The 13,646-nt window shown below is 62.3% G+C and carries 19 protein-coding genes; 3 read left to right on the plus strand and 16 right to left on the minus strand.

The features are described from left to right. Positions 1-19: 19 nt before the first annotated feature. From HB777_13145 to moaA, 13 genes are all read right to left on the minus strand, one after another. Positions 20-589: a DUF3299 domain-containing protein gene (locus HB777_13145; protein ID QND64733.1), complete on the minus strand. Its 570-nt coding sequence runs from the start codon at positions 587-589 to the stop codon at positions 20-22. A gap of 47 nt (positions 590-636) precedes the next feature. Beyond that, positions 637-1,218: a GNAT family N-acetyltransferase gene (locus HB777_13150; protein ID QND64734.1), complete on the minus strand. Its 582-nt coding sequence runs from the start codon at positions 1,216-1,218 to the stop codon at positions 637-639. Continuing rightward, positions 1,178-1,882 carry a DNA alkylation repair protein gene (locus HB777_13155; protein QND64735.1) on the minus strand — a complete coding sequence of 235 codons (705 nt, stop codon included), beginning with the start codon at positions 1,880-1,882 and terminating at the stop codon, positions 1,178-1,180. The genes HB777_13150 and HB777_13155 overlap by 41 nt, the downstream gene beginning before the upstream one ends. Before the next feature lie 9 nt (positions 1,883-1,891). Beyond that, positions 1,892-2,761 carry an NAD(P)-dependent oxidoreductase gene (locus HB777_13160; GenBank protein ID QND64736.1) on the minus strand — a complete coding sequence of 290 codons (870 nt, stop codon included), beginning with the start codon at positions 2,759-2,761 and terminating at the stop codon, positions 1,892-1,894. 113 nt (positions 2,762-2,874) lie between these two features. After that, positions 2,875-3,696 carry an ABC transporter permease gene (locus HB777_13165; GenBank protein ID QND64737.1) on the minus strand — a complete coding sequence of 274 codons (822 nt, stop codon included), beginning with the start codon at positions 3,694-3,696 and terminating at the stop codon, positions 2,875-2,877. Continuing rightward, the gene (locus tag HB777_13170; protein ID QND64738.1) at positions 3,693-4,412 is read right to left on the minus strand and encodes an ABC transporter permease; all 720 of its coding nucleotides are present in this window, start codon (positions 4,410-4,412) and stop codon (positions 3,693-3,695) included. The genes HB777_13165 and HB777_13170 overlap by 4 nt, the downstream gene beginning before the upstream one ends. An 80-nt stretch (positions 4,413-4,492) precedes the next feature. Beyond that, entirely contained in the window at positions 4,493-5,278 is a 786-nt protein-coding gene (locus tag HB777_13175; protein ID QND64739.1) for an ABC transporter substrate-binding protein, read from the minus strand. A 157-nt stretch (positions 5,279-5,435) separates the two neighbouring features. Next, complete coding sequence (gene mobB, locus HB777_13180; protein ID QND64740.1) at positions 5,436-5,945, minus strand: molybdopterin-guanine dinucleotide biosynthesis protein B; 510 nt, start codon at positions 5,943-5,945, stop codon at positions 5,436-5,438. Continuing rightward, positions 5,942-6,568: a molybdenum cofactor guanylyltransferase MobA gene (mobA, locus tag HB777_13185; GenBank protein QND64741.1), complete on the minus strand. Its 627-nt coding sequence runs from the start codon at positions 6,566-6,568 to the stop codon at positions 5,942-5,944. Before mobA ends, mobB begins: the two co-directional genes overlap by 4 nt. Positions 6,569-6,624: 56 nt before the next feature. Next, positions 6,625-7,545, minus strand: coding sequence for a DMT family transporter (locus HB777_13190; protein ID QND64742.1), 921 nt, complete (start codon positions 7,543-7,545; stop codon positions 6,625-6,627). A gap of 225 nt (positions 7,546-7,770) precedes the next feature. Beyond that, the gene (locus HB777_13195; protein QND64743.1) at positions 7,771-8,130 is read right to left on the minus strand and encodes a hypothetical protein; all 360 of its coding nucleotides are present in this window, start codon (positions 8,128-8,130) and stop codon (positions 7,771-7,773) included. 119 nt (positions 8,131-8,249) lie between these two features. Next, the gene (locus HB777_13200) at positions 8,250-8,723 is read right to left on the minus strand and encodes a hypothetical protein (GenBank protein ID QND64744.1); all 474 of its coding nucleotides are present in this window, start codon (positions 8,721-8,723) and stop codon (positions 8,250-8,252) included. Positions 8,724-8,779: 56 nt separating this feature from the next. Continuing rightward, positions 8,780-9,775, minus strand: a complete 996-nt coding sequence (gene moaA, locus HB777_13205; protein QND64745.1) for a GTP 3',8-cyclase MoaA — start codon at positions 9,773-9,775, stop codon at positions 8,780-8,782. Positions 9,776-9,974: 199 nt separating this feature from the next. Between moaA and HB777_13210 the strand changes: the two genes are divergently transcribed. Continuing rightward, positions 9,975-10,328: a DUF971 domain-containing protein gene (locus HB777_13210; protein ID QND64746.1), complete on the plus strand. Its 354-nt coding sequence runs from the start codon at positions 9,975-9,977 to the stop codon at positions 10,326-10,328. A gap of 124 nt (positions 10,329-10,452) precedes the next feature. Beyond that, the gene (locus tag HB777_13215) at positions 10,453-11,064 is read left to right on the plus strand and encodes a pyridoxamine 5'-phosphate oxidase family protein (protein ID QND64747.1); all 612 of its coding nucleotides are present in this window, start codon (positions 10,453-10,455) and stop codon (positions 11,062-11,064) included. A 64-nt stretch (positions 11,065-11,128) separates the two neighbouring features. Here the strand turns inward: HB777_13215 and HB777_13220 are convergent, their stop codons facing one another. After that, positions 11,129-11,581, minus strand: a complete 453-nt coding sequence (locus HB777_13220; protein ID QND64748.1) for a MarR family transcriptional regulator — start codon at positions 11,579-11,581, stop codon at positions 11,129-11,131. Between the two features lie 47 nt (positions 11,582-11,628). Here HB777_13220 and HB777_13225 point away from each other — a divergent pair, with 47 nt between their 5' ends. Continuing rightward, positions 11,629-12,537: an alpha/beta fold hydrolase gene (locus HB777_13225; protein QND64749.1), complete on the plus strand. Its 909-nt coding sequence runs from the start codon at positions 11,629-11,631 to the stop codon at positions 12,535-12,537. Between the two features lie 13 nt (positions 12,538-12,550). Here HB777_13225 and HB777_13230 read toward each other — a convergent pair whose 3' ends face one another. After that, a complete protein-coding gene (locus HB777_13230) occupies positions 12,551-12,946 on the minus strand; it encodes a rhodanese-like domain-containing protein (GenBank protein QND64750.1) in 396 nt (131 codons plus the stop codon). A gap of 55 nt (positions 12,947-13,001) precedes the next feature. Further along, complete coding sequence (locus tag HB777_13235) at positions 13,002-13,616, minus strand: TetR/AcrR family transcriptional regulator (GenBank protein ID QND64751.1); 615 nt, start codon at positions 13,614-13,616, stop codon at positions 13,002-13,004. Positions 13,617-13,646 lie beyond the last annotated feature (30 nt).

Below are 13,646 nucleotides of genomic sequence, written 5' to 3' on the forward strand. Positions count from 1 at the left end.
TTGCACAAGGTTACGCAGCTTAGTTCTTCTTTTTGTTGAGGAAACTCCAGGGCGAATTCACTGGCAGCGTGACTGTGTCCGGCACGCTGTCGACAGCGACCACGTCTGCCTTGCGCACGCTGTAACCGGACTGGATGACGCTGACGCCGTCGAGGATGAACAGCTGGCTCTTCTCCATGTCCGGCTTCAGCGCCCCCGTGACAGCGACCGGCTGATAGGCCTGCGACATCCTGTAGGGGTGAGCCGGCGTGACCAGAACGATCTGGTTGGGCGGCGGCGTCGGCATGTGGCTGCAGGCACCCGTCCACGGCACCAGCAGGAACTGATAGACAAGATCGCCGTCGCGATCGACGGGCAATGCGTAGCCGGCTAGCTGAATGCTTTTGTCCTGCAGATTGAGGGACAGCGTCTCGCCATGGTCGGGCAATTTTGCCGCGATCATCGGCAGCCCGACGTTTTCGGCGGCGGATTGCGTAGCTGGGCGCAAATCCTTCCAGAATATGTGCGCGGTTTCGGCCGAGGCATCGCCGGCAGCGAACACAAACAACGCGGCTGCGAGCGCTATGGTTGATCTGGCATGGTTGCTCATGGGCAGCGTCCTTTGAATCTGGAGTAAAGACGCCGCCACCAATGACGTCAACGCTCGAGCCGCATCACATGTCGGCGAGAACCGGCCATACCGGTCTCGCGGAACCCACGAGCCACGAACATGTCGCGAAAGCCCATGAAACTGTAGCTCGGCGACGCCTGATCGACCGGGTACGCCTCGATCGTGCCGGCGCCCTTGGCGAAGGCGTGATCTATCGCCGCGTCGAGCAGCGCCGACGCCAGCCCGCCGCCGCGCAAGGCCCTTGGCACATAGAAGCAGACGATCGACCACACGCCGGTCTCGCTGTCGTCCTGCTGCCGGGAGAGCCGGCGATAGGTCTGGCGCGGCGCAACCGAGCACCAGCCGACGGTCTTGCCTTCAATTTGGGCGAGGATGCCGACGGGTGTATCGGCCTCGATGAGCGAAATGATGGCCCGTTTCTTCTCGTCGTTCGGGGCATGCTCGCGGCTGGGAAGGTTGCGCCAGGCCATGCACCAGCAATATTTCGGCCCGCCCGGCTGCTCGAACAGGTTTTCGAAATCGGCGCGCGTCGATCGCGTCACCTCCACGAAGCGGATTTCCGCTCTGTCAGCCTTTCCTGGCGGCGATCCGCTCGAGCGTCTTGGCATTGGTCAGCTCCCTCACTGCGTCCTTGCCGATCCAGCGCGCCGTCCTGTCGGTCGACCGCGCCAGTCGTTCGGCGACAGCAAGGGCAGCTCCGTGCATATTCATGGATCGTTTGCCGATCGACCGAAGCGCCCAGTTCACGGCTTTCTTCACGAAATTGCGGCTGTCGGTGGCATGCGTTTCGATGATTGGTAGGAAATCCAGGAAGGTCGCCTCCGGCTCCTTCTTCCGGTGAACGACAGACCAGGCCATCATGGCAAAGGCCGTGCGCCGAACGAATTCCCGCTCGTCGGCCGCGAACTCGGCGATCAGGTCTTTCCAGGCGTCCGTGTCGACAAAGAGATCCGAGACGCCGTCGACGATGTCCCAGGAGTCGAAACTGGCCGCCCATCTTCTTGCATCTTCAGCGGAAAACCGCTGTGGGTCAGCCGTGACGGAGGCGATGAACTGCGCCTCCATGATGCCGGTCTCCCACAGCTCGAAGGCGCGCTCGTGGTTGCGTTTGATCGTCCGCGCGATCTGCCGTTGCAGGCCGTGCGAGATGCCAAGCGCGCGGTCGATCTTGATGCCGTAGCGCAGCATTCCGAGGCGGTTCTCCTGCGAGCCGATGGCGCGCAGGTGGGCGACAATTTCTCCGGCGCTTGATTGAGGCGAGAGCGCTGCCACCGCGGAAACCTATTTCTCGAGACGCGCCAGCAGCGAGGACGTGTCCCAACGCTTGCCGCCCATCGCCTGCACATCCTTGTAGAACTGGTCGACAAGTGCGGTCACCGGCAATCTGGCGCCATTGCGGTCGGCTTCCGCCAGGCAGATGCCGAGGTCCTTGCGCATCCAGTCGACGGCGAAGCCGAAATCATATTTGCCGGCGTTCATCGTCTTGTGGCGGTTCTCCATCTGCCAGGAGCCTGCCGCGCCCTTGGAAATCACCTCGATCACCTTCTCGATGTCGAGCCCGGCCTTCTTGCCGAAATGGATGCCTTCGGCCAGGCCCTGGACAAGGCCGACGATGGTGATCTGGTTGATCATCTTGGTGAGCTGGCCGGCACCGGCCGACCCCATCAGGCCGACCATGCGGGCGAAGGCGTCGATGACCGGCCTGGCCCTGTCGAAAGCATCCTGCTCGCCGCCGACCATGACGGTCAGCACGCCGTTCTCGGCGCCGGCCTGGCCGCCGGAGACCGGCGCGTCGAGAAACGAAAAACCGCCGGCTTGCGCCGCCGCCGCCAGTTCACGCGCGACCTCGGCCGAGGCCGTGGTGTTGTCGATGAAGACCGAACCCTTCTTCATCGATTTGAAGGCGCCTTCCGGACCGGTCGTCACCGAACGCAAATCGTCGTCATTGCCGACACAGGAGAAGACAAAGTCCTTGCCCTCGGCGGCCTGCGCCGGGGTAACCGCCAGGCTGCCGCCGTGCTGGCCAACCCATTGCTCGGCCTTGGCCTTGGTGCGGTTGTAGACGGTGACGTCGTGGCCGCCCTTGTTCTTCAAGTGCCCGGCCATCGGATAGCCCATCACGCCAAGACCGAGAAATGCAACAGATGCCATGAGCCTGCCCTTCAGAATGGAAACGGAATTTTGCTGCGAAAGCTCTAGGCTCTGCGCTCAATTCGTCAAGACGCGTGTGGCCGGATCGACTGGTGCAGCCGAATTGAAAATGGTCAGCGTTTCAGGTGAATGGTGATCCGGCGCTCGATCCATTCGACGCCATGGCGCAAGATTTCGACCATCACCAGATAGACGAGGGCGACCCAGATATAGGCCTGAATGTCGAACGAGTTGGCGAAGGCGAGCTTTGCGTTGCCCATCAGATCATAGACCGTGATGATGGCGACGATGGCGGACGCCTTGACCATCAGGATCAGTTCATTGCCATAGGGCCGCAAGGCGACGATCAACGCTTGCGGCAGGATGATCTTGCGCAAGGTCTGCAACTTGTGCAGGCCAAGCGAGGCAGCGCCTTCCCACTGCCCTCTTGGCACGCTTTCAATGGCGCCGCGCAGAATCTCGGCCTGGTAGGCGGCGGTGTTGAGCGCAAAGGCAAAGACGCCGCAGTTGAACGCGTCCTTGAAAAAGTCCCAGAGGCCGACCGACTGGAGCTCGACCCTGAACGAGCCCAATCCATAGTAGACTAGATAGGTCTGGACCAGCAGCGGCGTGCCGCGGAAGAAATAGACGTAGCAATAGGCGAGGCCGGACAGGATCCGGTTCTTGGACATGCGTCCATAGGCGACGGGCACCGACAGTATCGCGCCGAGCACCATCGAGATGGAAACCAGCGCGAGCGTTACCCCAAGCCCGCGCAAATAGGCCGGCGCATATTTGGCGAAGAAATCGGGATTCCAGGCAAGGTAGAGATAGCTGACGATGCCAAGGCCGAACAAAATCCACAGGCAGACCAGCGCATAACCGGCAATACGCCTGCGCGGCCAGCCGCGCGCCCGTGGCGGGGGCCGTTCGACCATGGTGGCTGCGGCGCTCATCGCTGGGCCTCCCGCCGGCCAAGCGAGCGCAGAATGGCGCTGGTGGCGAAGGACGACACGACGGCCAGGCCAAGAAAGACCAGGGACGCAACGCCAAAGAACAGGAAAGCGTGTTTGGTGACGCGGGCGGCAATGCTGGCATTGCGCAGCGTCTCGGCCAGGCCGACGACCGACACCAGTGACGTGTCCTTGAGCAGGCTGAGCCAGCAGTTCTCCAGACCGGGAAACGCGATGCGCAGCAGCTGCGGCACGATCACCTTGCGCATGGTCAGCCAGTTGGAAAGGCCGATGGCATAGCCGCCTTCGTACTGGCCTTTGGGAATGGCGCGGAAGGCCGAGAGGAAAACCTCACTGGCATAGGACGAGAAGATCAGTGCAAGCACGATCATGCCGGCGACGAAGCTGTTGACGTCGATGGTGGCGTCAGGCCGGAAATACCGGATGAGATGCTGCAGCAGGATCGGCATGCCGAAGAAGAACAGGAAAAGCGTCACCAGCTCCGGCAGGCCGCGAAAGACCGTGGTGTAGATGTTGGCGGCAAGGCGCAGTGAAGGTTCTTCGGACTGCTTGGCGAGGGCAATGAAAAAGCCGATCGTCAATCCGATGGGCAGCGTGGCAAGCGCAAGCGCAATGGTAATCAGTGCGCCATAGGCGATATCGTCAAGCCAGCCATCGGGTCCCCAACTGAGAAGTGTCCATATGCTCTGGGCTGGCATTGACCGGTCTTATCTCCACGGCGTTCCCGAGACGAATAGAAAGACGGCGGGGAAATCCCCGCCGTCTTGACCCTTGTTTATCAGGACTCGGCGCCGAAGACGTCGAACTTGAAGTACTTGTCGTTGATTTCCTTGTATTTTCCATTGGCGCGGATGGCGTCGATGGCCGAGTTGAGCTTGTTGACCAGGTCGGTCTCGCCCTTGCGAACGGCAATGCCGGCGCCCGGCCCGAAGATCTCCACCGGTTGCGGCGACGGCTGGCCGAGAATCTTGCAGCAGGCGCCATCAGGCGAATCCAGCCACTGCTGCAGCACGACGATGTCGTCCTCGATGGCGTCGAGACGACCATTGGCAAGATCTGCCTGCTCCTCGGGGCTGCTTGGATAGCCCTTGACGGTGCTGTCGGTGTAGGTCTTCGACGCATAGTTGAAATGCGTCGTGGTGGTGGCGACACCGATCGACTTGCCGGCGAGATCTTCCTTGGTCACGCCTTTCAGCGTCGAGTCCTTCGGCACGGCGAGCGCCGACGGCGTGTTGTAGTATTTGTTCGAGAAGTCGACCTTCTCCTTGCGCTCGGGCGTGATCGACATCGAGGCAACGATGGCGTCGAACTTGCCGGCCTGGAGGGCTGGAATGATACCGTCCCAATCCTGGGCGACGAAGGTGCACTTGACCTTCATTTCATCACAAAGCGCCTTGGCGATGTCGATGTCGAAGCCCACGAGCTGGCCGTCGGACGTCAAATTGTTGAATGGCGGGTAGGCGCCTTCGGTGCCGATCCGCAGGGTCTTTTCCTGGGCCTGGGCTACGCCGAGCGTCAGCAGCGCGGCCGATGCGGCAAGCGCGATACGCAGTGAAATACGCATGATGGTCCTCTCTTTATGGTCCCGGCCGTCGTTCCAAACGGCTCTGTGGGGCGGTGCTTTTGACCGCCCGCTGGTGCGATACTCCCACTCTTTCCAAGAAAAAAGCAACTGCAAAACCACAAAAATGGGCAAGGCTATTCTGCCGCTGCGTCAGCGCTCAAGCAACGAGCCCAGTGGCGCGCTCGATGAAGTCGGCTATCGACTTTGCATCGTCGAGATCGAACACCGGCAGGTGCTCGCCTTCAGCCGCAAAATCGGCAGCGACGGCGACGATGTTGGGATCACCTGCCGAAAGCGGCGTGCGGTCCTTCGCTTCCAGCCGGCGGGTTTCGATCTTGCTGTGGGTTTCGCGCTTGTAGCCTTCGACCAGGACCAGATCGCAAGGGGCAAGCCGCGACAGAATAGCCTCCAGCGGCGGCTCATCCTCGCTGCGCAGCTCATGCATCAGTGCCCAGCGAACGCCGGAGACGATCGCAACTTCGGTAGCGCCGGCCTGCCGGTGGCGAAAGCTGTCGGCGCCAGGCTTGTCGATGTCGAAGTCATGATGGGCGTGTTTCACCGTCGACACTTTCCAGCCGCGCCGGACAAGTTCGGTGACCAGTTTTTCGGTCAAAGTCGTCTTGCCGGAGTTTTTCCAGCCGGTGATGCCGAAGACGCGTCTGTTCATGGTCTCATGCTCTGCAACAGACGCTCGGCAGAGACAAGATCATCAGGCTCGTTGATGTTGAAGAAAGGGTCGACCCCCGCCGATTGCAGAACTGGGAATTCCACCTCGACAGAACCGTACCGGTCGATGAAAGCCGACACCCGTCTGTTGTCTTCATCGACCAGAAAGTGCCTCAAGGCGTCGCGGCAGTCCGTCGGCCAGTGCGCGAAGGTCGGGTGCCGTTTGCCGGCCGAGCAAGCAACGGCAATGGAGCCTGGGCTTTGATCGGTTGCCGCAGCCAGCCGTTCGACCAGATCCAGCGGCAGGAAGGGCGTGTCGCCGGCAGCGGTGACGATCGCCTGGCAGGCCGTGTTGGCGGCGGCCCATTCGAGGCCGGTCAGGATCCCGGCAAGCGGCCCGGCAAAGCCGGTCACCGTGTCGCCAAGCACCGGCAGGCCAAAGCGCGCGAATCGCGCCGGGTCGCCATTGGCGCTGAGCGCGAGCATTTCGATCTGCGAGGCAAAGCGCGAGACGACCTGGTCAAGCACGCAGCCGCCGCCAAGCGGCAACAGGCTCTTGTCACCACCACCCATCCGTCTTGACTGGCCGCCGGCCAGAATGATCCCCGCAATGTCTCGCTTCATGCCATGGAGCCTGTACGCCAGCCGCCGGAAATCACAAGAACCTTCAAATGACCTGACTAGATTCCGTCCGGAACCATGGTCGGCCCGGTGCTTTCGGCGACGATCTTTCGCCGGCCGACCACTCGCTCGCGATAGAGCGCATAGAGGCCGGAGCCGATGATGATGGTGGCGCCGACAATCATCGGCAGATCGGGAATGTCGGCGAAGATGAACAGGCCAAGCAGGATCGACCAGATCAGGGCCGTGTAGCGGAACGGCGCGATGAAGGAGATGTCGCCGGCCCGCATCGCCATGATGATGAACTGGTAGCCGATCAGCACTAGGACAGCGGCCAGGGCCAGCAGGCCTGTGCTGTTGCCCGTCATCGGTGTCCAGCCGCCCATCGGCGACAACAGCGCCGCGCCGACAATTGTCATGGCAAGCGCGGTCGCGGTCGACACCAGCAATGTCGGAATGGCCTTGGGGATCCGCTTGGTGGCGAGATCGCGGACCGCGCAGCAGGCGACGCTGGCCAGCGCCGACAGCGAGTAGACGCTGAACCCTTCGAAGCCAGGCCGCACGATGATCAGCACACCGGCAAATCCGATGGCGATGGCCAGCCAGCGTCGCCATCCGACAGCCTCGCCGAAGACGAGTGCGGCCCCCATCGTCACCGCCAGCGGCAGCGCCTGCAGCACCGCCGAAACATTGGCGATCGGCAAATGGGCGAGGGCGACGAGAAAACTCACCGTGGCGCCGGCCTCGCTGATCACGCGCAAGGCCACCAGAGGCTGCAGCATCGAGGTTGGGCGGGCAAGCGCGCCGCGCTGCCAGGCGAGCAGGCCGACGAAAAGCGAAGCGAAAGCCCCACGAATCAACATGACCTGCGCCATGTTCATCGATTGCGACGAGTATTTGGTGATGGCGTCGTTGAGTGTGAAGCCGGCCATCGCCACCATCATGAACAACGCGCCGCGAAGATTTGGAGACAGGGGCAAGACGACTACCGGTTCTGCTCATGCATGTCGCCCAAAAGTGACCTCGGTTTTGGGGAAACGACATGCAAAAGAAACAAAGGCCTAAAGCGCGGCGCCTGAATCCGTTCAAACGCGATGCGCTTTGGGCAGCAAGCCTGTAACAGTCGGGCACGAAACAGCAACAGCAAAGGGCTGGGCCACAGCCTTGTTTGTGACCCGGAAGATCGCCTGCAATGGCGGCGGAACTTACTTCTTCGGCGTCAGCACCTCGGTGCCATTGCCTTCCTTGCCGGCGATCGTCCACAGGCCGTGCAGCGAGCCGTCGTCCATCATCTTGTAGACGACGAGGCCGATATCCTTGCCCATGACATAGCCGGCGGAGAAGGCGTCATCGTTGCGCATGCAGATGCCGTCGGACGATGAGCCGCCCGTCTCCCAGTGGATCGTGCAGGTCGTTCCGCTGGTCAGCGCGATGGTTGCCTCGCCGCCATAGGGCGATCCATCGAAATTGGTGCCGGCGACGGTATAGGTGCCGCCGATCGACTGGGCCGAAGCGGGCACGACCGCGAGACCAAGCAAGGCAAGAGAAAGAGCGAGTTTGCGCATGATGTATTCCCCCTGTGAGCGAAGATTCCGCCGCAGGGAAGGCTAGGCCGGAACGTGCGGGCGGTAAATCCGGCTGCGGTTCGCGAACAAGACTTTTTCTGGGGTGTGGTCCGAAACCGTCATGGCCCCTTGAGACTGCCAGCGATGGCGCCGACCAGCGGGTCGTATTTCGACTTCAGGGCCGGAGGGTAATCGACCCAGACCGTGCGGATGACGCCATCTTTGCCAAAAAGGCGCCGCTGGTAAAAGATCTTTCCTTCCTTCAAGCCCGACAGGACTGCCCAGCCCTTTCCGGCCTTGCTGTAGGTGACCTTGTAGCCCGGCTCCTTGCTCGCCTTCTCCGCCGCGACAAAGCCTTTCGGCGTATCGTCGTCGACGTTGAGGATTCCCGAGCAGATCAGGCTGGCACCATCGGCACTCAGCCATTGCTGTCCGTCGCCATTGTCGGGCTCAGGCTGGCGCTCGGTGAAGATCTCATCGGGAAAGGTGCAGACGGTGCCGAAGCGCTCGTTCACATAGGTGAACGGCGCGGCAATTGCGGTGCTCGCCGCGATCGCAGCGAAAAACGTCCCGATTGAAAAGAGCCGCCGCATGTCTTGCCCCGAAATCGATGACCGCACGGCAATTCTTGCACAGATCGGCGGGAAGATCAGCCGCCGGTGACGCTCATATGCCGCGAAACGGAGGGGCGGCTGGTGCGGCGGTCGATGATGAAGTCATGGCCTTTCGGCTTGCGGCCGATCGCTTCGTCTATCGCTTCAGCGACCAGTTCGTTGCCTTCGGAGGCGCGCAAGGGCGAGCGCAGGTCGGCTGCGTCTTCCTGGCCAAGGCACATATAGAGGGTGCCGGTGCAGGTCAGCCGGACGCGGTTGCAGCTCTCGCAGAAATTATGCGTCATCGGCGTGATGAAGCCGAGCCGTCCGCCGGTTTCGGCGACATGGACGTAGCGAGCCGGGCCGCCGGTCTTGAAGGGGATGTCGGTCAGCGTGAACTGGCGCTCCAGCGAAGCACGCAGCAGCGACAACGGCAGATACTGGTCGGTGCGGTCGGCGTCGATTTCGCCCATCGGCATGGTTTCGATGACCGTCAGGTCCATGCCGCGGCCGTGCGCCCAGCGCATCATCTCGGGCAACTCGGCGTCGTTGAAATCCTTCAGCGCCACCGCGTTGAGCTTGACCTTCAGCCCCGCCGCCTGCGCGGCATCGATGCCTTGCATGACCTTGTCGAGATGGCCCCAGCGGGTGATCTTGTGGAATTTGTCGGCATCAAGCGTATCGAGCGAGACGTTGATGCGCTTGACACCGCAATCGGCAAGCTCGGCGGCAAAGCGCGACAGTTGCGAGCCGTTGGTGGTCAGCGTCAGTTCTTCCAGCGCGCCGCTGTCGAGATGCCGCGACAGCTGGCGCACGAGATGCATGATGTTCTTGCGCACCAGCGGCTCACCGCCGGTGAGGCGCAATCGCCTGACACCCTTTTCGATGAAGACCGTGCAGAGCCGGTCGAGTTCTTCCAGCGACAGCAGGTCCTTCTTCGGCAGGAAGGCCATGTCCTCGGCCATGCAATAGGTGCAACGGAAATCGCAGCGGTCGGTGACCGACACGCGGAGATAGCTGATCGTGCGACCGAAGGGATCGATCATGTCCATGCTTCAAGCGCTTCCCGTGGCCGTGAACGGCGTCGTTATATACCGCTATGTGATACGATATGGCCTGCCATTCAAGATACCGCCTCTCGATCTTTGGTAACATCTCTCAGCCGACATCGCATGTCGGTCTGCCTTATCGGGCCTTTTCCCGTTTGGCGAAGCGGCGTAGGGAAGGGTAGATGATTCGGGATCGAACAGCATGACCGCGCCGAAAGAACTCAGGGTCTCGAAGGACCGCAAGCTGCTGTCCGTTACCTTTCCCGACCATCGGCCGTTCGAGCTGCCGGCGGAACTGCTGCGCGTCGCCTCGCCATCGGCCGAAGTGCAGGGCCATTCGCCCGAACAGCGGGTGACGGTTCCCGGCAAGCGCAATGTGGCGATCCTGAAGATCGAGCCGGTTGGCAACTACGCCGTGCGCATCACCTTCGACGATTTCCACGACACCGGTATCTTCACCTGGAATTACCTGCACACGCTCGGTCACGAGAAGGATGCACGCTGGGACGCCTATCTCGCCGAGCTTGCGGAAAAGGGCTTGAGCCGGGACCGCTAAAGGCAAAGAGATGGCGCGTGATGTCGTCCGAAACCGCTCAAATTTTTCGGCATCATGCTCCCGACGCTGTCGTCAAAGCGTCATCGATGTGGGCTAACGCCGGCAAAGGTTTGGAGACGAAAAAATGTCCGTCATCACCACGGTCGAGCAACTCGAAGCGCTCTATGGCGTTCCAGGCGAGGCATCGTTGGTCAAGGAACTCGACCACGTCATTCCGGAGTATGCCGCCTTTATCGAAGCCTCGCCCTTCGTCGCGCTGGCGACCAGCGGGCCGGAGGGGCTGGACTGTTCGCCGCGCGGCGATCTCGCCGGCTTCGTGCGCATCGTCGATCCGAAAACCCTGATGATGCCGGACCGGCGCGGCAACAACCGCGCCGATTCGCTTCGAAACATCATCCGCGACCCGCGCGTCGGCCTGCTGTTCCTGGTGCCGGGCTCCGGCACGACGCTGCGCGTCAATGGCCGCGCCCATATCACAACGGATACAGCGCTGTGCGCGTCGTTCATGGTGGATGGCAAGGCGGCACGATCGGTGACCGTCGTCGACATCGATTCGGTCTATTTCCAATGCGCCCGTGCCATCGTCCGCTCCGACCTTTGGAACCCGGCAAGGCATGTCGACCCGAAATCGCTGCCGACGCCCGGACAGATCCTGGAAATCACCAGCCGCAAGAACATCGACGGCGAGACCTACGACAAGGAATGGCCGGAACGGGCGAAGAAGACGATGTGGTAGCCGATGTACTGATATTCAGGTGAGGCTGGCCTGCAAATGGCGGCCTCCTGCGTACACCTTGATGCTAGGCCTCCTTCAGCACCTCATAGATTTTGCGCATCTGCTCGCCGATCATGTCGCATTGCTCGGGTGTCGACTGGCTCATCGCCTTCTCGATCAGTGCCATATGCACTTTCAGCGCCTGCATCAGCAGCGCCTCGCCGGCTTCCGTCAGGGCGAGCCGCAAGATGCGCTTGTCCTTCTCATCGCCTTCGCGGCGCAACAGGCCGCGCGCCTCCAGCTGCGGCAAAAGCATCGTGATGTTGGAGCGGCCGACGAGCAGCTTGCGGGCAAGGTCGTGCTGCGACATGCCGGGATGGCGGTAGAGGTTCATCAGCACGTCGAGCTGCGCCGGCTTGAGGTCGAGCGGCGCCAGCTTCACCGCCAGCGTGCGCTCCAGCACATGGCAGGCGCGCGCCACCGCGACCCAGTTGCGAAAACGCGGGTTGTCCCAAGGTAGCTCTTGTTTATTGTTCATCTTTGAACTATTATGTTCATGCTTGAACGTATGGATGGATTCTCACTATGGCATCATTCGGGCTGAAGGTCATCCGGGGCGTGTTTGGCGCGGCCGAGCGTGTGGCGCCACGCCTGACCGGGCGCGCGGCGTTCGAATTGTTCTGCCGCACACCGAGCGTCAAGGCGCTCAGCGATGGCGAGCGCCGCGCCATCGATCGCGCTGCCGAGTTCATGACCGAGGCGCGTCATCACCGGCTGAAGACCGCGACCGGCTGCGTCATGGTGCACGAATTCCGCCCGGAGCCGGGCAGGGCAGCCGCCGGCACGGTGCTCGTCGTCCATGGCTGGCGCTCGCGCACCGAATATATGCGCGCATTGATCGAAGGCTATCGCGCCGCCGGCTACAGGGTCGTTTCGCTTGACCTGCCAGGCCACGGCCAGTCACAGGGCCGGCGCCTGAACATGGTCAATGCCGTCGATGCGGTGCGGGTCGCCGGCGAGTGGTTCGGCCCCTTCGTGGCGGCGGTCGGCCATTCCTTCGGCGGCGCCGTCGCCGCCAATGCCATCGCTGGTTCGGTCAAGAACATCCCGCCGCTGGCGGCCGGACGCCTGGTGCTGATTGCAGCACCAAGCTCCCTGCCGGCGATCTTTGCCGACTTCAGTCGCATGCTCAATGTCGGACCGCGTTCACAGGTCGCCATGGCGGACCGTGTCGAACATCTGTCCGGCCGGCCGCTGCACGAATTCACCGGCGACCGACAGCTCGCCCAGGCGCCGGTGCCGACCCTGGTCATCCACGCACCGGACGACCGCGAAGTCTCGGCCGATCATGCCAGGCGCTATGCCGGCGCCGGCGGCCATGTGCGGCTCTACTGGGCCGATGGGCTCGGCCACCGCCGTATTCTCGCGGACAAGGGTGTGGTCGAACGCGCGGTCGGCTTCGTGACGCATCGCGAGCCGTCGCTGCTGCATTGAGCGGCGATCGCGGTTATTTCTTCCTCTCGCCGGGCTCGACCGGCAGTCCGGCGGCCTTCCAGGCGGTGTAGCCGCCAAGGATGTGTTTGACCGGCGAAAGCCCCATATCCTGCGCCGTCTTGGTGGCCAGCGCCGAACGCCAGCCGCCGGCGCAGAAGAAGACGAAGTTCTTTCCCGAAGCGAAGAACGGCTTGTGGTAAGGGCTTTCGGGGTCAATCCAGAATTCCAGCGTGCCGCGGGTGACATGTTTGGCGCCGGGAATTTTGCCGTCGCGTTCCACTTCGCGTGGATCGCGCAGATCGACGAAAATGGTGTCTTCATCGTCGAGCAACCCGGCTGCTTCCTCCGGCGAAACCACCTCGATCTCGGCGTTCGCCTCGTCCAGCAGTTCGCGATAACCCTTTTTCACGCTCTCGTCCCTCCCGGCCTTGCTGGCGAATTTCGAGCACACCAGCCGGCGTTTGTCACGTCGCGGCGATGCCCACCATCGTTTGCCAAGCAGCCATGGCCCCGGCCACCGTTGCCAGCAGGGCAGCGTGCGATGCGCCGTCGCGCGCCTGGATCGACATGCCGTGCTGAACCGTGGCGAAGAAGGTTGCGGCAGCATGGCAGTCGAAATCCGCCGGCAGTTCGCCTTCGGCAACGCCGCGCTCGAGACGCTTTTGCAGGGCGCTATGGTTTTCGGCGCGGCGACGGCGCAGGTCGTCGCAGATGACACCGCGGCTCGAGTCCTGATGCAGCGCGCCGAGTGCGATCAGGCAGCCCTGCGGGCGATCGGTCTGCGCATAGGCTTTCGCCGTCAGGCGCAAGAATTGTTCGATCGCCAGCTGCGCTGTCGGTGCTTCCTCCAGCGCCAGCCAGATGTCGGCCCCCTCGGTGCGCGAATACAGCTCCGTCGCCTCCAGGAACAGCGCCTCCTTGCTGCCGAAGGCGGCATAGAGGCTGGGGGAGTTGATGCGCATGGCGGCGGTCAGCTCGCTCATCGATGCGCCTTCGTAGCCGCGGGCCCAAAAGACCTGCATCGCGCAGCGCAATGCCGAGGTTCGATCGAAGGTGCGGGGACGGCCTCGTTCCGACATGATGCTCTTTTCTGTGTTGATCGACACATA

It is taken from the genome of Mesorhizobium loti (assembly GCA_014189435.1).
GTDB lineage: Bacteria > Pseudomonadota > Alphaproteobacteria > Rhizobiales > Rhizobiaceae > Mesorhizobium > Mesorhizobium loti_G.